Origin of the sequence: Paenibacillus sp. FSL E2-0201 (assembly GCF_037963325.1) — a bacterium.
In the GTDB taxonomy this organism is placed as follows: Bacteria; Bacillota; Bacilli; order Paenibacillales; family Paenibacillaceae; genus Paenibacillus_AQ.
The window spans coordinates 6170240-6193614 of sequence record NZ_CP150154.1 but is presented as its reverse complement, the minus strand read 5'-3'; the positions used below and the strand labels follow the sequence as shown (position 1 = coordinate 6193614).

The following is a 23375-nucleotide window of genomic DNA, read 5'->3' as shown; positions in this document are numbered from 1 at the left end:
CTATATCTTTTGCGGCGGCAGGAGTGTCTTTGTCTTGCCCAAATGACTATTAAGGATGATTCTCATGAAAGCAGTGCAGCAAATGATCAAACCTTGGCGGCATGTGTTTAAGCTAGACCCTGACCGGATGATTTCGGATGAGGATTTGGAGGCTGTTTGCTTATCAGGCACGGATGCCATACTGATAGGGGGCTCTACAGGAGTAACCTATGAGAATACAGTGGATCTCTTATCAAAAGTGAGGCATTTTGAGTTACCCTGTGCACTCGAGGTATCCGAACTTGAAGCTGCTGTACCCGGATTTGATCTTTATATGATTCCTATGGTGCTTAATACGCCTGATACAGCCTGGATTGTAGGCCATCATCGCCGAGCTATTGAACGCTATGGATTTATGATTCCATGGGATTCGCTTCTAACGGAAGGTTATATTGTGTTGAATAGTGACTCTTCAGTTGCACGGATAACAGGGGCTGAGACGGCCATTGATGCTGAAGAAGCGGCTGCATATGCCCAGGTTGCGGACAGGCTGATGTCACTGCCGATTGTTTATCTTGAATACAGCGGTAGGTTCGGGGATATGGAGACCGTGCGGACGGTGCGTGAAATGGTGGAGCAGGCTCAGCTTTTTTATGGAGGGGGCATTACTTGTGAGGCAGAGGCCGAGCAAGCAGCAGCTCTATGTGATACAGTAGTGGTCGGCAATATTATTTATAGCGATGTACAGCAGGCACTGCTAACAGTTGCGGCTGTGAAGAAGACAGTACAAGAGCAATTTGATTAAAATATAAGAAAGTATAAGTTTCACGTTATACATTATCTTTATATTTTTCGTATAAACACTTACCGTCCTTATAAGGACGTCGAAGGTGATTATGCTTAGTGGTTATTTTTAGGACTACTTTTGATTTGTGATTTTATATTTAGAAAGGAGCATGTTACACATGCAACTTATTAGCATACAAGACGCAGTAAGTCGACTGAATCCTCCACAAAGACAGGCTGTCGAAACTACTGAAGGACCACTTTTGATTATGGCTGGTGCGGGCAGTGGGAAGACGAGAGTGTTGACTCACAGAATTGCCTGGCTGATTGCCAATCGAAAGGCGCCGCCTTGGGCGATTTTGGCGATTACGTTTACGAATAAAGCTGCGCGGGAAATGCAGGAACGTGTATCTAAGCTTGTCGGACCTGAGGGAAGAGATATCTGGGTATCCACCTTTCACTCTATGTGTGTTCGGATTTTGCGGAAGGATATCGAGCGGATTGGTTTTACCTCCAACTTCTCCATTCTGGACTCTACAGATCAGCTATCCGTAATACGTAACTGTATGAAGGAACTGAATATTGATACGAAGAAATTCGAACCAAAAGCTGTGCAGGCCATCATTAGCGCATCGAAGAATGAGCTGATCACTCCGGCGCAGTATGAGCAGAAGGTTGGCGATTATTTTGAAGGCTTAGTTGCAAAGGTATATAAGATGTATCAAAGGCGTCTAAGAAGCAATAACTCGCTTGATTTTGATGATTTAATTATGAAGACCATTGAACTGTTTAAGGAAGTTCCCGAGGTCCTTGATTTCTACCAAAAGAAATTCAAATACATCCACGTGGATGAGTATCAGGATACGAACAGAGCACAGTATATGTTGTGCCGTATGCTCGCTGACAGCCACCACCGGATTTGTGTGGTAGGGGATAGTGATCAGTCGATTTATCGCTGGCGCGGAGCGGATATTACAAACATTCTTAATTTTGAAGAGGACTATCCAGAAGCGAAGACCATTCTTCTTGAGCAGAACTACCGTTCAACTGCTAATATCCTGAATGCAGCCAATGGTGTGATCGCACTCAATAGTGGACGTAAGCCGAAGAAGCTGTGGACCGATTCCGAGGAAGGCGCCAAGATTAAGGTGTACCGGGCGGACTCCGAGCATGATGAAGGTTACTTTGTAACCGGAGAAATCAGCAAAAATGTGAAACAGGGTCAGGCCTATCAGAATCATGCGATACTGTATCGTACAAATGCCCAGTCACGGGTAATCGAGGAAATTCTAATTAAATCTGATATTCCATATCAAATCGTAGGCGGGATTAAGTTCTATGATCGTAAAGAAATCAAGGATCTGCTCGCTTATTTACGCCTGCTGTCAAATCCTGATGATGATATCAGCCTGACGCGTATTATTAATGTACCTAAGCGGGGATTAGGGGATACAACGGTTGGCAAGCTGGCAGCTGCGGCTGCTGAGCGTGGTGTTTCTATTTTCCGCGTACTGCAAACTGTAGATGATTTGGGCTTTGCTGGGCGGACGCGGAATATGCTAGTAGAGTTCTACGATATGATTGAAGCTCTGCATCGTATGGTGGAGTTCTTGTCCGTAACCGAACTGACGGAAAAAATACTAGAGATGTCGCAGTATCGTTTGGAGCTGCAAAATGAAAACACACTCGAATCTCGCTCGCGACTAGAGAACATCGATGAGTTCCTGTCGGTGACGATGGAGTTTGAAAAGAATAACGAGGACAAGTCGCTTGTCTCCTTCCTCACGGATCTCGCGCTTATCGCAGATATTGATAGTGTAAATGATGATGAAGAGGACCGTAGTGACGCTGTAGTCCTGATGACGATGCACAGCGCCAAAGGTCTGGAGTTCCCAACGGTGTTTATTGTCGGGATGGAAGAAGGCGTGTTCCCGCACAGCCGTGCTTTCCAAGATAACGACGAGCTTGAAGAGGAACGCCGCCTTGCGTATGTAGGAATCACCCGCGCCGAGAAACAATTGTTTCTCTCTTGCGCGCGGATGCGTACGCTCTTTGGGCGGACGACGGCGAATCAGCCGTCCCGCTTCATTGAAGAGATTCCAGAGGAACTGAAGGAAGATACCGCTAAGACGCAGGACCGTTTCCAACGTGGAGGCTCGGAGGTAGGCGGTGCTTACGGTGGACGCGGCTTCAGTGGCGGCAGTCGTGGGAACTTCGGCGGCCGAAGTGGAGCCGCTGGTGCGGCACCGATTGGCAGCGGAAGCACAGCGTCCGCAGCGACAAGCAAAAGCAGCGTGACCGTAACCTCAGGAGGCGCTCAGCGCGCTACTGGATCAGGTGCTGCAGCAGCTGGCGAATACAAAGCGGGTGATAAGGTTTCACACGGCAAATGGGGCACCGGTACCGTTGTGGCTGTTAAGGGCACCGGGAATGACACGGAGCTGCAGATTGCTTTCCCGGCACCAGTGGGTGTAAAACGACTGCTTGCAGGGTTTGCACCGATTACCAGGGTGGAATAATAGTAGGAAACGATTAACGAACGGATATTTAGACCACGCTAACATTAGGAAACTTATTGACGGAGGGATGTACCTGCATGGATGCTATGCATGTGATGGAAGAGCTTGTTGCGGAGTTAAATAATTATAATTACCACTACTACACGCTGGATGCTCCGCTAGTCAGTGATAAGGAATACGATGTTTTATACGACAAGCTTGTAGCGCTGGAGGCTGAGAGTGGCTTCGTACTACCGGATTCACCTACACAACGTGTAGGTGGAGAGCTGCTTAAGGGCTTCACGCCGCATCGGCATCTGGCTCCGCTTTGGAGTCTCGATAAAGCACAGAATATTGAACAGCTGCGGAGCTGGAATACGCGGGTACTCCGGTTAGTGAATGAGTACAATCTTAAGAATCCAGACAACCCTCTTCCTGATCCTTGTTATGCAGTAGAGCTGAAGTTCGATGGCTTAACGCTGAATTTAACCTATCGAAATGGCGTTCTTGAACAGGCATCGACGCGTGGTAATGGTGTCATTGGTGAAGGAATCCTTGCGCAGGTGAAGACCATTAAGTCTGTTCCATTAACGATTCCTTTTAAAGAAGGGGTCATTGAGGTTCAAGGTGAAGGGATTATGAATCTGTCTGTGCTAGCTGATTATAATACACGGGCTGCAGAGCCGCTGAAGAATGCGCGTAATGCAGCAGCAGGTGCACTGCGCAATCTAAACCCGAAGACTACTGCAGAACGTCGTTTGAATGCATATTTCTATAATGTAGGTTTTGCAGAAGGTGTAGAATTCGCCGATCATCAGGAGATGATGGATTTTCTGCGGAATAACAAATTCAAAGTAAATCCTTATTTGACTTACTGTAATGATTTCGATGATGTGACCGAACAGCTTGCTGGAATCGAGGAGAGTCGTTCGAGTCTTGATTACCTCATTGATGGAGCTGTAATCAAGGTGACTGATTTCCGTATTCGAGAAGTTCTTGGTTACACTGATAAGTTCCCCCGCTGGGCAGTGGCTTATAAATTTGAGGCTGAAGAAACAACGACCGTGCTTGAGTCTGTTAGCTGGAATGTAGGACGTACAGGCAAAGTGACTCCGCTGGCTCGTGTTGAAGCCGTAGAACTTGCTGGAGTTACCGTACAAAATTGCACATTAAATAATGTAGGCGATATTGAGCGCAAAAACTTGAAATTCGCCTTAGGCGCTCGAGTGTTTATTCGGCGTTCTAATGATGTTATCCCGGAAATTCTCGGTAAGGTAACAGAGGAGAATGACGGAGGAGAAATTATTTTTCCTGAGGACTGCCCGGCTTGCGGATATCCGCTAGAAATGCGCGGTGCGCATCTTTTCTGTAATAATAAGCTGAACTGTAGACCGCAAATTATTAGTCGGATCACCCATTTCGCTTCTCGTGATGCGATGGATATTGAGACGTTTAGTGAGAAGACGGCAGGTCAGCTCTACGACGAGCTTAATGTACATGACTCTGCGGATCTGTATGAATTGTCTTTTGAACAGCTTGTACAGTTGAACCGTTTTGGGGAGAAAAAAGCGCAGAATTTGCTGCAAGCGTTAGAGGATAGTAAAGGGCGCGATCTCGCGTCATTCTTATTTGCGTTAGGAATCCCTAACACAGGTAAAGCAACAACCAAGATGCTGGCTGATCATTTCCGCGATCTGGATGCTGTAATGCAGGCTAAAGCGGAGGAACTCGCCGAGTTACCGGACATTGGTGGGATTGTCGCCGAGAGTATTGTTAATTTCTTCGCAGATCCTGTTGTGGTGGCAAATGTTGCTCGCTTGCGAGCTTTGGGTGTTGAAGCAAAGGCCCCTGAAGCACCGCGTTCTGTTAATACCGATTCCTTCTTTAGTGGAAAAACTGTAGTGTTGACCGGTTCATTACAAAAGCTTACACGTGACGAAGCGGCTGAGCGCTTAGAAGCGCTTGGAGCAAAGGTATCCGGAAGTGTATCCAAGAAGACCGATTTGGTTATTGCCGGAGAGAAGGCAGGCAGTAAACTGGCCAAGGCACAGCAGTTAGGCATTCAAGTCATTGAAGATGAGGATGAGCTGATTCGATTGCTGGAGATGTAAGCATATTTTCAATAGATCCTAAAAGGGTACCCGTTCCATTTCGTTTAAGTACGAGAGGAGCGGGTGCCCTTTTTTGCGTAACCTACTTTATTGTCATGCGATTGTAAGTACATGTTTCTATTTTCGAGGAAAATCGTTCGATTGATCTGCTAATATAGAAGCTATAGATATTATTACTATAATTGAAAGGAAACCCCTTCCGTGAAGAGAGAGACGATATTGTTAGTAGATGATGAGAAGGAAATAGTCGAGCTATTATCGATATACCTCTGTAATGAGGGTTATCGGCTGCTTAAAGCCTATGATGGAATGGAAGCGCTGGCGTGTCTGCAGAAGGAAGAAGTAGATTTAATCATTCTTGATGTCATGATGCCTAAGATGGATGGACTAGTTGCGTGTATGAAGATCCGTGAAGAGCGGAAGATGCCAATTATCATTCTTTCAGCCAAAAATACCGATATGGACAAAATCTCAGGACTCAGCATAGGAGCGGACGACTACGTGGGCAAGCCGTTTAATCCTTTGGAGATTGTAGCTAGAGTGAAGTCACAGCTACGTCGTTACCACGCCTTCAATAAAGAAAGTAATAGCTTGGGAACTGACAACAAACTGAGCTTTGAAGATTTAACTATAGATACGTCTAAGCATGAGGTACATATAGACCAGCAGAAGATTAAGCTGACTCCTCGGGAATTTTCTATTTTAGAGCTTTTGGCAAGGCACCAAGGTCAAGTGCTCAGCTTAGAGCAGATATACGATAAGGTTTGGAACGAACCATTTTTAGATGGGGGTAATACTGTTATGGTACATATTCGTAACCTCCGCGACAAAATCGAAGTGGATTCGAAGCGCCCGCGTTATATACAAACCGTCTGGGGAGTTGGGTATAAATTAGATGGACCTTCCTGAAAGGATTAGGTGAGGCTTCTTGAATTCCAAATATATAACTACGATTCGTTGGAAGTTTATATACGCCTTTTTGCTTAGTGTGCTTTCCGGTGGATTACTGCTGTTTGCAGGTTACCAGCTCGTTAATTTCATGATCTATTTGAATCCAGCGTCAGAGTCGGCTCCCTATTCACGTATCTTACGCTGGATCATTAATCATATTGGTTCTATGCCACTGCTGACCGCCGCTGGTATTATCAGCTTTTTGCTATTCTTTTTTATCTATACTCGTAAAGTAGTACTTTATCTGGAGGAGATCACCAAAGGGATTCGGGAAATCACAAGCTCTGGGATGTCGCACCGAATTGAAGTTAGAACCACGGACGAGCTGGGAGTGCTGGCTGAGAATATTAATGAAATGGCTGAACGTTTGCAGCACTCCGTGGAGGAGGAACGTAAAGCTGTGAACGCGAAAAATGATTTGATCACTGGTGTTTCACATGATTTAAGAACCCCGCTTACCTCTGTCCTCGGTTTTCTGGAGTATATCGAGCAGGATCGATGTCAGGAAGAAGTAGAAATACGTTATTACGTGAGTATAGCCTACAACAAATCGCTTGTGCTGCGTAAACTGATCGACGATCTTTTTGAATATACACGTGTTAATAGTGGAGAATACCCTCTGGTTCTGGAGAGATTAGATTTAAAAGCCTTTATACGGCAGTTAGCGGAGGAATCCGTTCCCGAACTAACAAAGGCTGAAATGACCTATGAGATCGATGACCAAGCAGATGAGTTATGGATAGAAGCTTCCCCTAAAGAGTTAGTTCGTGCTTATGAGAATTTGATTACGAACGCGATCCGTTACGGTAGAAGCGGCGGAAAAGTGGAGATTGGTTTCAGTAAAAAGGGGAATGAAGCGGTTGTTCGCATTAGTAACTTTGGAGAGATGATTGCAGAGAGTGATATCCCTTATATTTTTGAACGATTCTATCGGGCAGAGAAGTCCCGTTCACAGCATACAGGTGGTTCGGGCCTAGGTCTTGCCATTTCAAAAAGTATCATTGAACGCCATAATGGCGTTATTTATGTAGAAAGCTCCCCCCTTAGAACGGATTTCATTACCCATTTCCCATTCTTCAGAGAATCTTAAGAAAACTCTTGGCGGGTTCTTAAGATTTGGAAGATATCCTTGTTAGCACAAGGAGGGGATTACTATGCACAAACTTCAGACGATTCGTATTCACTATCTTTATATTTTTATAGGGAGTGCTCTTTTGAGTGCTGCCTTTCTTTTTGTTGTCCAGCGGGGTGTTGCTTTGTTGTATGCTCATTATTCGGGGCAATCAGGCGCTTTTTTTGTCCGTCTTACCCACTGGGTCATTAATCATATTGGAAAAATCCCCTGTGCTGTTATTCTATTTGTTCTGCTCTTCAGCGGTCTGTTTATTCTACGTTCACAGAAAATTTCCGATGATTTGCACACCGTATTGGTTGGGACCTCAGAGTTGGCAGACAAGGGAGCAACAAAAGAAATTAAGGTCCTCTCTGGAGGAGAATTAGGCCAAATCGCCGCTAACCTGAATCGTATGCAAAGAATTGAAGTTCCGAATAGAGGTTTAGCACCAGAAACGATGCAAGATACACCAGCTGTAGCTTTATTGATTAGAACTCGGGCAATTCTCCGTACTCTCCGTGAGGTAGAAGAGGCTGACATTACAGATGATGGGGCAGAAGCGCACGCACTTCTTGAAGCGGCAAATGTTGAAGCCCGTAGTATGGAGCGGTTCCTAGAGAACCTGATTGTAGAATCATGAGTGCCGTTACCGAAAAAAAACTAAGTGAACGCCATTCTGACAAAGAGGGCAGATGGATCGTGCGTACTCGGATACTCCGTCTGGGATATTTATTTTTTGATGCGAGTGTCATTGGAATAATAATAGCGCTTGTGGGTTTGCTTTACTTATTTCAATACGGCGGACAAGTGGTTAAACAACAAGAGGATAAACTTCAACTGCCGGAATCGAGTATCATTAAGACCTCGGATGGGACGACATTAAGAATGATCCCTTTACCAGGCTCTGGGTATAGATATCTAGCAGAGCTGGAGGAGATGCCTGCATTATTGATAAATACATTTTTAGCAGTGGAGGACCGTCGTTTCTATAGCCATCAGGGAATAGATTACAAAGGGATATCTCGCGCCTTTTTGAATAATGTTGTGGATATGGATCTCTCCGAGGGCGGAAGCAGCATCACTCAGCAGCTTGCTCGCAATCTTTATTTGAACAGGAACAAGAATGTCATACGTAAGCTGAACGAAGCATCCATTGCGCTTGCTTTGGAGCGGCAGCTATCTAAACATGAAATTCTGGGACTTTATCTCAATCAAATTTATATGGGACGAGGACAGTATGGAGTGAAAGCAGCTGCCGAGCGTTACTTCGGTGTATCTGATTTGAAAAAACTAGAGATATGGCAAATAGCCACCCTTGCGGGAATTCCTAAAGGACCGTCTATTTATAATCCGGTAGACAATAGTACATTATCCAAAACAAGAAGGGATCTCGTTCTACAGATCATGCTAGATCAAGGACTGATCACTACTGAACAAATGATGGAGGCCAGAGATAAACAGTATCAACCTCCGGCTGCGAACAAAGTAGAAGTCATTGGCGTGCATTATGTGGATGCTGCGCTTAAGGAAGCGTCTCAGATCACTGGAAAGTCTGTAGAAGAGCTTCGAACGGGAGGCTACACTATCGTTACAGGGTTGAATATTAAAGCGCAGCAGGCGCTTGAACAGGCTTTTCTTAAGGCGTCTTCTTTCCCACCCGATGGAAAAGATCAACAGGTGGAAGCAGCTATGACCATCATGGATCATCGTACAGGTGAAGTGGTGGCACTGATTGGTGGGCGTGAACAAAACGAGGGGAGCTTGAACAGAGCTACAATTGATGCGCGGCAGCCAGGCTCCAGCTTCAAGCCGATCATTGATTATGGACCCGCGCTAGAGAGCGGGAAGTATAGCCCAAATAGTATACTGTCTGATCATAAATATGCTTATGGCAACTATGTACCTGAGAATTTGAATGGTGTGTATCAAGGTCAAATTACAATGAGTAGAGCGCTGCAAAAATCCGTGAATGCGCCAGCCGTTTGGCTTTTGAAGCAGGTTGGAATCTCTTCTGCACGGCAATTTGCCGCGAAATTAGGAATAGTACTGACGGAAGAGGACAACCATTTATCAATAGCTTTAGGAGGGCTTCATAAAGGGGTATCTCCACTTAAAATGACACAGGCCTACGGTGTCTTTGCTAATGGAGGTAAATTCAATGAGGCTCATATGGTGCGCTCGATAACTAATGCAGGAGGGAAAGTCGTATATACACATCCCACTGTATCACGTCAGGTAATATCGCAACGAACAGCAGATGCAATGACGAATATGCTGCGTAGTGTTGTCAATGAAGGAACCGGCAAAAAGGCACAAATGAACAGACCCGTAGCAGGGAAAACCGGAACAACTCAATTGGACCTGCCAGGTGTGAGCAAGAAAGCAAATCGGGATCTATGGTTTGTTGGTTATACTTCGGAATGGACAGCTGCAGTGTGGATGGGGTTTGATCGTACAAATAAGGATAATTATATGACAGAGGGCAGCGGGAAGGCTGCCGCTCTATTTTCTACAGTGATGAGTAAAGCGCTAAGTAATTATTGATTCTATGATGTTATTGATGTTTATTGAGCGGCCCATTCTTCTAGTTTCTCATCTCTAGGAAGCAGGAGAGCGAGGAAACCGAGAAGAGGCAGGAAGCCACAAGCTATAAACACTTTTGAAATCCCAATGCTGTCAATCAGATTGCCGAGTACCAAGGAGCCAATTCCCCCGAGACCAAAAGCAAGACCGGTGATTAACCCTGAGACTGTTCCGATATTCCCTGGATAAAGCATCTGAGCATAGATTACAGTAACAGAGAAGCTGGACAAAAGGATGAAACCGCCAATCAGTAGGAGTATAGCGGCCCACATTTGGTTCACAAAGGGGAGAGCCAGCGCGAAGGGTACTGTTCCGACCATAGAGAGAAGAATGAGATTACGCCGTCCGAAGCGGTCCGCCAAGGGGCCTCCAAAGAATGTACCAATGGCACCAGCCGCTAAATACATGAAAATGTAGATTTGGGCTTTATCAAGTGTCATTTGGTATTTGTCCATTAAATAGAAAGCGTAGTAACTGCCGATAGAAGCGCCGTACCATGACCTTACAAAGACTAGGAAGACAAGGATAATTGTTGCTGTTCGAATACTTTTGCGGCGGGCAGGATCGATTGCACGAGCTGTTGATTTCTTATGAAATGTATATCCCGCATCCAGCATCTCCCGATACCAGCGAGCAACGTAAGTCTGGACGACGATACCGGCAGCTGCGACGATAGTGAAACCAAGTGCCCCAATCTGCCCAAAGGGGATGAATATCCATTTCGTGAGCATTGGACCTAAAGATTGCCCAGCATTACCGCCGACTTGAAAAATGGATTGCGAAAGGCCTTTCCGCTGCCCGGCAGCCATATGAGCTACACGCATGCCTTCCGGATGAAAAGTAGCTGATCCAAAGCCGATTAGCATGACGGAAAACAATACAAGGATATAGTTGTTGGCAAAAGCCAATAAAAGTACGCCTAAAAATGTGCTGCACATGCCTAGTGGTAATAATATAGGACGAGGCTTGCGGTCAGCAGCATACCCGATGACTGGTTGGATAACTGAGGACGTCATATTTAGGGCAAAGGAGATCCATCCGATCTGAGCAAAGGAGAGCAATAAGTTATCTTTGAGAATAGGGAAGATTGCAGGGATAACTGCCTGAATAGAATCATTAAATAAATGAACAAAGCTGACTGCCAGCAAAATCTTATAGATTGTTGCTTGCTGCAGATTACGCTGCTCCTTGTCCTTAGTGTTTGTTGGGGTCGCAGCACTAGATGGTTGGTTTTTCATTTAGACTCCTCTCTGTACGTATCATTCGAAGTTAATATATGGGATTGCGATAAGTTCTATTTAGCCACAGATAACGGATGATTGGAATCAATTTGTGTTGGTTTGTGCTGGTTTGAAAGTATTTATGCGTCGATAATTTTTTATTTCAAAAAAAGCTTGCAAACATAAGAACCGCATGGTATATTATCTCTTGTGCTTATGACGCATCGAACAAATGAAACACAAACGATGAAAAAATAAGTTGACAAGAAATACGAAAACATGATATACTCAAATTCCTGTGCAAGAGACATTGAATGTCGAAATGCTGGGAGCAAGTTCTTTGAAAACTGAACAAATGGAACGCGTTAATTTTTAAAAGATTCATTTAATGAATCGTCAGTTTCAAAATGAGCATATCGCTCTTTTCAATACTAATTGGAGAGTTTGATCCTGGCTCAGGACGAACGCTGGCGGCGTGCCTAATACATGCAAGTCGAGCGGAGTCATTTTGAAAGCTTGCTTTCAAAATGACTTAGCGGCGGACGGGTGAGTAACACGTAGGCAACCTGCCCCTTAGACTGGGATAACTACCGGAAACGGTAGCTAATACCGGATAATTTCTTTTTTCTCCTGAAGGAAGAATGAAAGACGGAGCAATCTGTCACTTGGGGATGGGCCTGCGGCGCATTAGCTAGTTGGTGGGGTAACGGCCCACCAAGGCGACGATGCGTAGCCGACCTGAGAGGGTGAACGGCCACACTGGGACTGAGACACGGCCCAGACTCCTACGGGAGGCAGCAGTAGGGAATCTTCCGCAATGGACGAAAGTCTGACGGAGCAACGCCGCGTGAGTGATGAAGGTTTTCGGATCGTAAAGCTCTGTTGCCAGGGAAGAACGTCCGGTAGAGTAACTGCTACCGGAGTGACGGTACCTGAGAAGAAAGCCCCGGCTAACTACGTGCCAGCAGCCGCGGTAATACGTAGGGGGCAAGCGTTGTCCGGAATTATTGGGCGTAAAGCGCGCGCAGGCGGTCATTTAAGTCTGGTGTTTAAACCTTGGGCTCAACCTAAGGTCGCACTGGAAACTGGGTGACTTGAGTACAGAAGAGGAAAGTGGAATTCCACGTGTAGCGGTGAAATGCGTAGATATGTGGAGGAACACCAGTGGCGAAGGCGACTTTCTGGGCTGTAACTGACGCTGAGGCGCGAAAGCGTGGGGAGCAAACAGGATTAGATACCCTGGTAGTCCACGCCGTAAACGATGAGTGCTAGGTGTTAGGGGTTTCGATACCCTTGGTGCCGAAGTTAACACAGTAAGCACTCCGCCTGGGGAGTACGGTCGCAAGACTGAAACTCAAAGGAATTGACGGGGACCCGCACAAGCAGTGGAGTATGTGGTTTAATTCGAAGCAACGCGAAGAACCTTACCAGGTCTTGACATCCCTCTGAATCTGCTAGAGATAGCAGCGGCCTTCGGGACAGAGGAGACAGGTGGTGCATGGTTGTCGTCAGCTCGTGTCGTGAGATGTTGGGTTAAGTCCCGCAACGAGCGCAACCCTTAACTTTAGTTGCCAGCAAGTAATGTTGGGCACTCTAGAGTGACTGCCGGTGACAAACCGGAGGAAGGTGGGGATGACGTCAAATCATCATGCCCCTTATGACCTGGGCTACACACGTACTACAATGGCCGGTACAACGGGAAGCGAAGCCGCGAGGTGGAGCCAATCCCATCAAAGCCGGTCTCAGTTCGGATTGCAGGCTGCAACTCGCCTGCATGAAGTCGGAATTGCTAGTAATCGCGGATCAGCATGCCGCGGTGAATACGTTCCCGGGTCTTGTACACACCGCCCGTCACACCACGAGAGTTTACAACACCCGAAGTCGGTGGGGTAACCCGCAAGGGAGCCAGCCGCCGAAGGTGGGGTAGATGATTGGGGTGAAGTCGTAACAAGGTAGCCGTATCGGAAGGTGCGGCTGGATCACCTCCTTTCTATGGAGAATCGTCTTCTGCAATGAAGACATTCAAATCGGAAGTTAAACTTCCACAATTATTTAACGCGTATCCATTTGTTCGGTTTTGATGGAATTTGCGGGGCCATAGCTCAGCTGGGAGAGCGCCTGCCTTGCAAGCAGGAGGTCAGCGGTTCGATCCCGCTTGGCTCCACCAACAAACTTCATCTATTTGTTATGTCTAGAATAGTTTTATCTTGATCCTTGAAAACTGGATACCGAAACGAATTTGCGTTTTAGAACATCTTTTAGCAACTTGTGCAAACAAGTAAATGTTATTAGTGAGATGATTCCAAGAGAGATATCGTATGATATTTTCCTGCGGAAAAATCATGGTTAAGCTAATAAGAGCACACGGAGGATGCCTAGGCGCCAGGAGCCGACGAAGGACGTGGCGAACAACGAAACTGCCTCGGGGAGCTGTAAGCAAGCTTTGATCCGGGGGTGTCCGAATGGGGAAACCCAGCTGTGGTAATTCGCAGTTACTCATACCTGAATACATAGGGTATGTAGAGGCAGACCAGGGGAACTGAAACATCTAAGTACCCTGAGGAAGAGAAAACAATAGTGATTCCGTCAGTAGCGGCGAGCGAACGCGGAACAGCCTAAACCTAAGAGCTTGCTCTTAGGGGTTGTGGGACGTCTCACATGGAGTTACAAAGGAATATGGTAGGTGAAGAGGTCTGGAAAGGCCCGCGATAGAGGTAAAAGCCCTGTAGCCTAAACTGTGTTCTCTCCGAGACGGATCCCGAGTAGTGCGGGGCACGTGAAACCCCGTATGAATCCAGCAGGACCATCTGCTAAGGCTAAATACTACCTGGCGACCGATAGTGAAACAGTACCGTGAGGGAAAGGTGAAAAGCACCCCGGAAGGGGAGTGAAATAGAACCTGAAACCGTGTGCTTACAAAAAGTCAGAGCCCTATTTATGGGTGATGGCGTGCCTTTTGTAGAATGAACCGGCGAGTTACGTTTAACATGCAAGGTTAAGTCGAGAAGACGGAGCCGCAGCGAAAGCGAGTCTGAATAGGGCGACTCAGTATGTGGACGTAGACCCGAAACCGTGTGATCTACCCCTGTCCAGGGTGAAGGTGCGGTAACACGCACTGGAGGCCCGAACCCACGCACGTTGAAAAGTGCGGGGATGAGGTGGGGGTAGCGGAGAAATTCCAATCGAACTCGGAGATAGCTGGTTCTCCCCGAAATAGCTTTAGGGCTAGCCTCGGTATAAGAGTAGTGGAGGTAGAGCACTGATTGGGTGCGGGGTCCGCAAGGATTACCAAGCTCAGTCAAACTCCGAATGCCATATACTTATTGCCGGGAGTCAGACAGTGAGTGCTAAGATCCATTGTCAAAAGGGAAACAGCCCAGACCATCAGCTAAGGTCCCCAAGTGTGTGTTAAGTGGGAAAGGATGTGGAGTTGCACAGACAACCAGGATGTTGGCTTAGAAGCAGCCACCATTGAAAGAGTGCGTAATAGCTCACTGGTCGAGTGACTCTGCGCCGAAAATGTAACGGGGCTAAACACACCACCGAAGCTATGGCTAGATACGAATGTATCTGGGGTAGGGGAGCGTTGTATGTGGGTTGAAGGTGTACCGTAAGGAGCGCTGGACAGCATACAAGTGAGAATGCCGGTATGAGTAACGAAAAGATCAGTGAGAATCTGATCCGCCGAAAGCCCAAGGTTTCCTGAGGAAGGCTCGTCCGCTCAGGGTAAGTCGGGACCTAAGGCGAGGCCGAAAGGCGTAGTCGAAGGACAACAGTTTGAAATTACTGTACCACCGTAATCCGCTATGAGCGATGGGGTGACGCAGGAGGGTAGTGACGCGGACTGATGGATATGTCCGTCTAAGCAGTGAGGCTGATGTGTAGGCAAATCCGCACATCGTTAAGGCTGGGCTGTGATGGGGAGCGAAAATTGTAGTAGCGAAGGTCATGATCTCACACTGCCAAGAAAAGCCTCTAGCCAGGAGAAGGTGCCCGTACCGCAAACCGACACAGGTAGGCGAGAAGAGAATTCTAAGGCGCGCGGAAGAACTCTCGTTAAGGAACTCGGCAAAATGACCCCGTAACTTCGGGAGAAGGGGTGCCCCGGTAGTGTGAATAGCACGAGGGGGCCGCAGTGAAAAGGCCCAAGCGACTGTTTAGCAAAAACACAGGTCTGTGCGAAGCCGCAAGGCGAAGTATACGGGCTGACGCCTGCCCGGTGCTGGAAGGTTAAGGGGAGTGGTTAGGGGTAACCCGAAGCTATGAACCGAAGCCCCAGTAAACGGCGGCCGTAACTATAACGGTCCTAAGGTAGCGAAATTCCTTGTCAGGTAAATTCTGACCCGCACGAATGGCGTAACGACTTGGGCGCTGTCTCAACGAGAGATCCGGTGAAATTTTAATACCTGTGAAGATGCAGGTTACCCGCGACAAGACGGAAAGACCCCATGGAGCTTTACTGCAGCTTGATATTGAATTTGGGTACGATCTGTACAGGATAGGTGGGAGCCGTAGAAATCGGAGCGCAAGCTTCGGTGGAGGCGCCGTTGGGATACCACCCTGATCGTATCTAGGTTCTAACCTAGTGCCCTAATCGGGTACGGGGACCGTGTCAGGCGGGCAGTTTGACTGGGGCGGTCGCCTCCTAAAGAGTAACGGAGGCGTTCCAAGGTTCCCTCAGAATGGTTGGAAATCATTCGAAGAGTGCAAAGGCATAAGGGAGCTTGACTGCGAGACCTACAAGTCGAGCAGGGACGAAAGTCGGACTTAGTGATCCGGTGGTACCGCATGGAAGGGCCATCGCTCAACGGATAAAAGCTACCCTGGGGATAACAGGCTTATCTCCCCCAAGAGTCCACATCGACGGGGAGGTTTGGCACCTCGATGTCGGCTCATCGCATCCTGGGGCTGAAGTAGGTCCCAAGGGTTGGGCTGTTCGCCCATTAAAGCGGTACGCGAGCTGGGTTCAGAACGTCGTGAGACAGTTCGGTCCCTATCTGTCGTGGGCGCAGGAAATTTGAGAGGAGCTGTCCTTAGTACGAGAGGACCGGGATGGACGTACCGCTGGTGCACCAGTTGTTTCGCCAGAAGCATGGCTGGGTAGCTACGTACGGACGGGATAAGCGCTGAAAGCATCTAAGCGTGAAGCCCCCCTCAAGATGAGATTTCCCAATTAGTAAGACCCCTTGAAGACGACGAGGTAGATAGGTTGGAGGTGGAAGTGCAGTAATGCATGGAGCTGACCAATACTAATCGGTCGAGGGCTTATCCTATACTTAAAATGCAAATTCAATTCGGATTCAGTTTTCAGGCGATTAAGCCTGTAACCAATAAGCTGCATGTCCTTTATAAGGACTGATATTTTCTCGCAGCGATTTCGAGAAGCGAAAGCTTCGAAAAATCATGTTTGGTGGCGATAGCGGAGGGGTTCCACGCGTACCCATCCCGAACACGACCGTTAAGCCCTCCAGCGCCGATGGTACTTGGACCGAAGGGTCCTGGGAGAGTAGGACGTTGCCAAGCACAATTAGACCACTGTTGAGTCATCGACAGTGGCTTTTTTGCGTTTATTATAGACTGTGGAAAACTTGTGGATAATATTTTGAATTTGCAGAAAAGTTACGCACATGTGGATAGATGATTGAAAGAGAAATAATCCCTAAATAGTGTGGATTAAATACATATTTATATGGATCTGTCAACAGAAAACCTAAGTAGTACACGGGTTGCTGTGGATATAGCCGGGATTATGTGGATAGAGCTATTGATAAGTGGATAACTATTTTAACTTGGATGTGACAAGATTTCAAGACTATTTTTAAAACTGCATAGAGCTGTGGATAACTAAAAATAAAGTTATAAATAATGCAATAGATTAGCGCACAATTGATGCTCTTGTTATACTTATCCTAAAAGTAATTTTATAAAGGATGAGGTGAGTTTGTGGTAATAAGACAGTTACGCCCAGATGAGTTCGATGCAAGCATGAACTTGTCAGAATATGCTTTTCAATACAAGTTACCTAGCGACAAACGGGAAAGTGCTCAAAAAAGTTTCAAGCCGGAACGGGTATGGGGTGCCTTTGAAGACGGGACACTCGAAGCAAAATTGACGCTTCTGCCATTCCAAGTGTACATACAAGGGAAAGTGGTGCCTATGGGTGGTATCGCTGGAGTAGCAACATGGCCAGAGAACCGCAGACAAGGGCATGTGGCAAAGCTTTTAACACATGCACTGCAAACGATGAATGAAGCGGGTCAAAGGCTCTCTTTTCTGCATCCGTTCCTGATTCCCTTTTATCGTAAATTTGGTTGGGAAGTTTATTGTGAATATAAGAAATACTCCATTCCTGTAGCGAAGTTTCCCAAGAAGGTTGAAGTTGAGGGCAAAGTTAAACGGGACATTAAAGATATCGAAGTATTGGATGGCTTATACAATCAATTCGCTGTCAGATATAACGGGACACTTAAGCGTGATTTGGACTGGTGGGAGAATTCTGTTTTAGATGACGAAGGAAAAAGTGCAGTGTTTTACTCTAAAAGTGGTGAACCAGAGGGATACGTGCTGTATAAGGTAGAGAACAGAGAACTGGTCATTGATGAATTTGTTTTTTTGAATGAACAAGCTCGGCAGGGGCTGTGGACATTTCTTGCGAACCATGATTCGATGGTGACCGGTGCATCGTTGAAGCTGGTGCCTTCGGACGACATGTTACCCTTCTTGCTGCCAGATCCGCGTATAGAACAGGAGAATTATCCTTATTTTATGGGTCGTATTGTGAATGCTAAGACATTCATTGAAGGTTATACCTTCAGAGGAAACAGCAGCCAAAAGAAACAGCTTATTTATATAGAAGATAAATACGCACCTTGGAATGATGGATTGTGGGAATGGAATATTTCTAATGAGGGATCGGCAACTTTTACACGCGGGGAAGGGAAACCGGCAGAAGCAGACTTAAACTGTGATATCGGCACATTGACGGCATTAATGCTTGGATATAAACGTCCGGCAGAGTTAGCTCGTTATGGACGCATCTCAGGTCATTCAGCTGCACTGGAATGGTTTGAAGAAATCTTACCGCAAGCAGAAACTGCATTATTTGATCATTTTTAAAATAAAAATTCGGGCTCTCCCCTTCGAAAGATGTTGGGAGGGCTCTTTATTTCCGAATACATTCGCTGAAAAAAGTGAAAAATAAGAGAATCCACTTGGAATTAGCACAGAATATGTTATAATATTAAAAAGTCAAAGAAAGTCAAAGTCAACGAAACTTAATGACATTGATCCGATCCTCTGAATACGTGGAATTATCCACAAATGTTTAAGTTCAATTAAAGACCATTGTCATTAGGAATGCAAGTTGCAATCGGTATTATAAAGATTTAAGCACTGGAGGATGAGTGATGCGCAATATCTCTGATATTATCGAACAATATCTGAAGAATATTTTGCATGAAAGTCCCGAAGGTACGGTGGAAATCCAGCGAAATGACCTGGCGGACCAGTTCTCATGCGTACCGTCACAGATCAATTATGTCATCAGTACACGCTTTACTTTGGAAAAAGGTTATGTGGTGGAAAGTAAGCGTGGTGGCGGGGGATATATTCGTATTCAACGTTTTGAATTGCCACCAAACGTGGCACTGCATGCCCATTTAAACCATACTATAGGTGGCGGGATTGATCAGAACGCTGCTGAAGGGCTGATTTATCAGCTGGAGGAAGCCGGTTTTCTAAGTAAGCGTGAAGCGTGCCTTATGCGCGCTGCTGTTTCTCGGGAATGCCTAACGGTTAAGATTCCATACCGGGATGAGATTCGTGCCAAGATTATGAAGGCGATGTTAATCTCTTTGTTAGGCAAATAATTGTCAACCATAAGGGAGGGGCTTTCGCTTATGCAATGCCAGGAATGTGGCGTCAAGCCGGCAACACTCCACTTCACTAAGATCGTGAATGGAGAGAAGACGGAGTTTCATATCTGCGAGAGCTGTGCACGGGAGAAGGGGGAACTCATTCCCGGAACGGCTGGAGGGTTCTCGATCCACAGTCTGCTGTCAGGTCTGCTTGATCTAGAGGGTGCCGGCAAGGAGAAGTCGGCTGCAACGAAGACAACGCAGAGTCTGCAATGTGAGAATTGTGGGATGACGTACTCCCAGTTTAGCAAGTTAGGCCGTTTTGGCTGTAGCTCCTGTTATAAATATTTTAACAGCGCACTTGACCCGCTTTTTAAGCGAGTGCATGGCAGTACTTCACATGTAGGTAAGATTCCGAAACGTGCAGGAGCTCAGATTGTATTTAGACGCCAAATTGATGAACTCAAGCAGGAATTACAGCAGAGTATTACGCAAGAAGAATTCGAGAAAGCAGCGGAGCTGCGGGATCAGATTCGTAAACTTGAAAAAGAAATAGCACAAGAGTAAAGTCTTTGATATATAGGGGGGATATGACATGTCAAGTCTCCGATTTACTGAACAAGCACTTAGTGATTGGATGCGCTCTGGAGGTAGTCACTCCGAGATTGTAATTAGCAGTCGTATGCGTATTGCCCGTAATCTAGAGCATCTTCCGTTTCCAATGCTGGCTTCCTTAGAGCAATCGGAAGAAGTGTTAGAGCTGCTGGCTCCTGTGTTTCATGAGGAAGCAGCTGCAGATTTCGGATCTTTTCAACTCCTAAAGCTTGATGAAGTGAATGAACTGGACAAAAAGGTACTGGTTGAGAAACATCTAATCAGTCCTAACTTGGCTAATGATTCGCGCAGCGCGGCTGTCTTGTTAAATGAAGATGAGTCGGTCAGCATCATGATTAACGAAGAGGACCATCTGCGAATCCAATGTCTGTTTCCTGGTCTTCAGGTTAGAGAAGCATGGGAACGTGCGACGGCGATCGATGATATATTTGAAGCAGCTGTCAATTACGCTTTTGATGATAAAAGAGGATACTTGACCAGTTGCCCCACTAATGTGGGTACAGGGCTTCGTGCTTCCGTAATGCTGCATCTGCCAGCACTTGTAATGACGCATCAGATCAATCGCATATTGTCTGCAGTGAACCAAGTGGGCTTGACTGTAAGAGGAATTTACGGTGAGGGCAGCGAAGCAGTAGGGAACATCTTTCAAATATCCAATCAGATCACCCTCGGTCAAACGGAGAGTGAAATTATAGAGAACCTTCACAGTGTAGTTACGCAGATCATAGAGCATGAGCGAAATGCCCGTGAACGGTTGCTTGTTGATTCCGCACTGAGAATAACCGACCGAGTGAAGCGTTCTTATGGGATTTTATGTTATGCAGCTCTTATGGAGCTTAAAGAATCTGCACAACGTCTGTCTGATGTGAGACTTGGGGTTGATCTTGGCATTCTGGAAGGTCTTTCGATTTCAGTGCTAAATGAACTTAACGTTAAGACACAGCCAGGATTTCTGCAAAAGATGTTCGGCGATGAGTTAAACGCCACTGAACGAGATATGTATCGGGCAAAACTGCTCCGAGAGACACTGGGAACACAACATTAATATAGATATTTACTATTCATGGAGGTGCAGGAGATATGATGTTTGGAAGATTTACGGAACGCGCACAAAAAGTGCTAGCGCTGGCGCAGGAAGAAGCTGTTCGTTTAGGACACAACAATATTGGCACAGAACATATTTTGCTCGGACTTATTCGTGAAGGAGACGGCATTGCTGCTAAGGCATTAATTGCTTTAGGGCTAGGTCTTGAAAAAATCCAGGACGAAGTGGAGACACTGATTGGCAGAGGTCAAGAACAGCCTACGAACATTGCTTATACTCCTCGCGCTAAAAAAGTGATTGAGTTGTCGATGGATGAAGCCCGTAAGCTGGGACATACGTATGTCGGCACTGAGCATATTTTGCTTGGACTTATCCGTGAAGGGGAAGGTGTCGCGGCACGTGTGCTTAATAACCTCGGCATCAGCTTGAATAAAGCTCGTCAGCAAGTGCTGCAGCTCCTGGGAAGCAGCGAGGCTGCCTCTAGTCATAGTGGAACTCCGGCTAATGTCAGCACACCGACTCTAGATGGTCTTGCGCGCGATTTGACCGCCTATGCTAAGGAGGGCAATCTAGACCCGGTTATCGGCCGTAGCAAGGAGATTGAACGTGTTATTCAGGTACTGAGTCGCCGGACTAAGAATAACCCGGTACTGATCGGTGAACCTGGTGTTGGTAAGACAGCTATCGCTGAAGGACTTGCACAAAAGATTATCAACAATGAAATCCCAGAAACACTTCGCGACAAACGCGTCATGACGCTCGACATGGGCTCAGTAGTGGCTGGAACAAAATATCGCGGTGAATTTGAAGACCGCCTCAAGAAAATCATGGATGAGATTCGCCAAGCAGGTAATATCGTGCTCTTTATCGATGAGCTTCATACGCTGATCGGTGCTGGCGGCGCTGAAGGTGCGATTGATGCATCTAACATTCTTAAGCCGGCTTTGGCCCGTGGAGAACTTCAGTGCATAGGCGCTACTACGCTTGACGAATATCGTAAATATATTGAAAAAGATGCAGCGCTCGAACGACGTTTCCAACCGATTACGGTGGATCAGCCTTCTCCAGAGGAAGCGGTCCAAATTCTATTCGGACTTCGCGATCGTTATGAAGCACATCACCGTGTAAAGATTACGGATGAAGCTATTGTGGAAGCAGTGAAGTTGTCCGATCGTTACATTCCGGACCGTTTCCTGCCAGATAAAGCGATTGATCTTATCGATGAAGCAGGATCTAAAGTAAGGCTTCACTCTTACACCATCCCGCCAAATCTGAAGGAACTTGAAATGCGCTTGGATGATATCCGCAAAGAGAAAGATTCCGCAGTGCAGAGTCAAGAGTTTGAAAAAGCGGCTGCCTTGCGTGATACAGAGCAAAAGATCCGTGAAGAGCTTGATACCACTAAGAACCAATGGAAAGAAAAACAGGGTCGCACGGATTCAGAGGTTACACCTGAAGACATCGCACAGGTTGTAGCTAGCTGGACGGGTATACCTGTAAGCAAGCTGAAGGAAGAGGAGACCGACCGTCTACTTAACATGGAGGCTTTACTGCATGAACGAGTGATCGGTCAGGACGAAGCTGTTAAGGCAGTTAGCCGGGCACTACGCCGTGCGCGTGCGGGTCTTAAAGATCCGAAACGTCCAATGGGTTCCTTTATCTTCCTCGGTCCTACAGGTGTAGGTAAAACGGAGTTGGCTCGTGCATTGGCTGAGGCTATGTTCGGCGATGAGAATGCGGTCATCCGTATTGATATGTCGGAATATATGGAGAAGCACTCCACGTCCCGCTTAGTCGGAGCCCCTCCTGGATATGTTGGCTATGAAGAAGGCGGCCAATTAACCGAGAAGGTACGCCGTAAACCTTATTCTGTAGTGCTGCTTGATGAAATTGAAAAAGCGCATCCAGAAGTATTCAATATTCTACTGCAGGTTCTTGAAGACGGTCGTTTGACTGACTCTAAAGGACGGGTAGTTGATTTCCGTAATACATTAATTATTCTGACTTCTAACGTAGGCGCACAAGCGATCAAGAAGAATTCGACACTTGGATTCACAGCTGTGCAAGATGCTGGAGCAGAATACGGTAATATGAAGGGCAAGGTTATGGAAGAGCTTAAGAAGAGCTTCCGTCCTGAGTTCTTGAACCGGATTGACGAAATCATCGTCTTCCATTCCCTCGATGAGAAGCATATTGCTGAAATCGTTACGTTGATGTCTGATGAGCTGCGCAAGCGGCTGCGTGAATATGATGTTGATTTTGTACTCACGGATGCAGCGAAGGCTTTCCTAGCTAAGGAAGGTTACGACCCAGCCTTTGGTGCACGTCCGTTGCGTCGTGCGATACAGAAGCATATTGAAGACCGTCTTTCCGAGGAATTGCTCCGAGGAAATATCCAAAAGGGTGATTCCCTCAACATTGATGAAGTTGGCGGAGAACTTGTAGTGAATAAAGTGGATGCTCCAGTAGCGCCATTGCTTGAAAAAGAAGTAGAATCCGAATAAAAAAACGGAATAAATAAGGCTTCCGCTCCTCAGTTTTTTAGAGGGGTGGGAGCTTTTTTTAATATAAGAAAGTATAAGTTTGAATCAATACTTTATTTCTTATATCTCTTGCT

Annotated in this window: 13 protein-coding genes, 1 tRNA gene and 3 rRNA genes; 16 read left to right on the top strand and 1 reads right to left on the bottom strand. The window is 46.5% G+C overall.

The window, feature by feature from the left end:
• Positions 1 to 64 precede the first annotated feature (64 nt).
• From NSU15_RS28045 to NSU15_RS28015, 7 genes are all read left to right on the top strand, one after another.
• A complete protein-coding gene (locus NSU15_RS28045) occupies positions 65 to 784 on the top strand; it encodes a heptaprenylglyceryl phosphate synthase (RefSeq protein WP_231573963.1) in 720 nt (239 codons plus the stop codon).
• Between the two features lie 160 nt (positions 785 to 944).
• Positions 945 to 3284 carry a DNA helicase PcrA gene (gene pcrA, locus NSU15_RS28040; protein WP_339288305.1) on the top strand — a complete coding sequence of 780 codons (2340 nt, stop codon included), beginning with the start codon at positions 945 to 947 and terminating at the stop codon, positions 3282 to 3284.
• Positions 3285 to 3361: 77 nt separating this feature from the next.
• A complete protein-coding gene (gene ligA, locus NSU15_RS28035) occupies positions 3362 to 5374 on the top strand; it encodes an NAD-dependent DNA ligase LigA (protein WP_339288303.1) in 2013 nt (670 codons plus the stop codon).
• Between the two features lie 201 nt (positions 5375 to 5575).
• On the top strand, positions 5576 to 6283 hold the full coding sequence (locus tag NSU15_RS28030) for a response regulator transcription factor (RefSeq protein WP_042131255.1): 708 nt from the start codon (positions 5576 to 5578) through the stop codon (positions 6281 to 6283).
• Positions 6284 to 6302: 19 nt separating this feature from the next.
• On the top strand, positions 6303 to 7415 hold the full coding sequence (locus tag NSU15_RS28025) for a HAMP domain-containing sensor histidine kinase (protein WP_042131254.1): 1113 nt from the start codon (positions 6303 to 6305) through the stop codon (positions 7413 to 7415).
• Positions 7416 to 7479: 64 nt separating this feature from the next.
• On the top strand, positions 7480 to 8079 hold the full coding sequence (locus tag NSU15_RS28020) for a hypothetical protein (protein ID WP_339288301.1): 600 nt from the start codon (positions 7480 to 7482) through the stop codon (positions 8077 to 8079).
• On the top strand, positions 8076 to 9983 hold the full coding sequence (locus NSU15_RS28015; protein ID WP_339288299.1) for a PBP1A family penicillin-binding protein: 1908 nt from the start codon (positions 8076 to 8078) through the stop codon (positions 9981 to 9983). Before NSU15_RS28020 ends, NSU15_RS28015 begins: the two co-directional genes overlap by 4 nt.
• A 20-nt stretch (positions 9984 to 10003) precedes the next feature.
• Here NSU15_RS28015 and NSU15_RS28010 read toward each other — a convergent pair whose 3' ends face one another.
• On the bottom strand, positions 10004 to 11260 hold the full coding sequence (locus tag NSU15_RS28010; RefSeq protein ID WP_052414753.1) for an MFS transporter: 1257 nt from the start codon (positions 11258 to 11260) through the stop codon (positions 10004 to 10006).
• Positions 11261 to 11674: 414 nt separating this feature from the next.
• On the opposite strand from NSU15_RS28010, the gene NSU15_RS28005 reads away from it, so the two are divergent.
• From NSU15_RS28005 to clpC, 9 genes are all read left to right on the top strand, one after another.
• Positions 11675 to 13232: ribosomal RNA gene (locus NSU15_RS28005) — 16S ribosomal RNA — on the top strand.
• Between the two features lie 101 nt (positions 13233 to 13333).
• Positions 13334 to 13409: transfer RNA gene (locus NSU15_RS28000), tRNA-Ala, on the top strand.
• Positions 13410 to 13586: 177 nt separating this feature from the next.
• Positions 13587 to 16515: ribosomal RNA gene (locus tag NSU15_RS27995) — 23S ribosomal RNA — on the top strand.
• Between the two features lie 133 nt (positions 16516 to 16648).
• A 5S ribosomal RNA gene (gene rrf, locus NSU15_RS27990) occupies positions 16649 to 16765 on the top strand.
• The 16S, 23S and 5S rRNA genes sit together here with 1 tRNA gene alongside, the layout of an rRNA operon.
• Positions 16766 to 17185: 420 nt before the next feature.
• The gene (locus NSU15_RS27985; RefSeq protein WP_339288297.1) at positions 17186 to 18358 is read left to right on the top strand and encodes a GNAT family N-acetyltransferase; all 1173 of its coding nucleotides are present in this window, start codon (positions 17186 to 17188) and stop codon (positions 18356 to 18358) included.
• Between the two features lie 290 nt (positions 18359 to 18648).
• A complete protein-coding gene (locus NSU15_RS27980) occupies positions 18649 to 19110 on the top strand; it encodes a CtsR family transcriptional regulator (protein ID WP_042131251.1) in 462 nt (153 codons plus the stop codon).
• A gap of 30 nt (positions 19111 to 19140) precedes the next feature.
• Complete coding sequence (locus NSU15_RS27975; protein ID WP_076121176.1) at positions 19141 to 19665, top strand: UvrB/UvrC motif-containing protein; 525 nt, start codon at positions 19141 to 19143, stop codon at positions 19663 to 19665.
• A gap of 28 nt (positions 19666 to 19693) precedes the next feature.
• On the top strand, positions 19694 to 20758 hold the full coding sequence (locus NSU15_RS27970) for a protein arginine kinase (RefSeq protein WP_042131249.1): 1065 nt from the start codon (positions 19694 to 19696) through the stop codon (positions 20756 to 20758).
• A 35-nt stretch (positions 20759 to 20793) separates the two neighbouring features.
• Entirely contained in the window at positions 20794 to 23262 is a 2469-nt protein-coding gene (gene clpC, locus NSU15_RS27965; protein ID WP_042131248.1) for an ATP-dependent protease ATP-binding subunit ClpC, read from the top strand.
• Positions 23263 to 23375 lie beyond the last annotated feature (113 nt).

Coding starts and splice junctions, on each gene's coding strand:
- NSU15_RS28045 (WP_231573963.1), top strand. CDS start 65: ATGAAAGCAGTGCAGCAAATGATCAAACCTTGGCGGCATGTGTTTAAG.
- pcrA (WP_339288305.1), top strand. CDS start 945: ATGCAACTTATTAGCATACAAGACGCAGTAAGTCGACTGAATCCTCCA.
- ligA (WP_339288303.1), top strand. CDS start 3,362: ATGGATGCTATGCATGTGATGGAAGAGCTTGTTGCGGAGTTAAATAAT.
- NSU15_RS28020 (WP_339288301.1), top strand. CDS start 7,480: ATGCACAAACTTCAGACGATTCGTATTCACTATCTTTATATTTTTATA.
- NSU15_RS28015 (WP_339288299.1), top strand. CDS start 8,076: ATGAGTGCCGTTACCGAAAAAAAACTAAGTGAACGCCATTCTGACAAA.
- NSU15_RS28010 (WP_052414753.1), bottom strand. CDS start 11,260: ATGAAAAACCAACCATCTAGTGCTGCGACCCCAACAAACACTAAGGAC.
- NSU15_RS27980 (WP_042131251.1), top strand. CDS start 18,649: ATGCGCAATATCTCTGATATTATCGAACAATATCTGAAGAATATTTTG.
- NSU15_RS27975 (WP_076121176.1), top strand. CDS start 19,141: ATGCAATGCCAGGAATGTGGCGTCAAGCCGGCAACACTCCACTTCACT.
- NSU15_RS27970 (WP_042131249.1), top strand. CDS start 19,694: ATGTCAAGTCTCCGATTTACTGAACAAGCACTTAGTGATTGGATGCGC.
- clpC (WP_042131248.1), top strand. CDS start 20,794: ATGATGTTTGGAAGATTTACGGAACGCGCACAAAAAGTGCTAGCGCTG.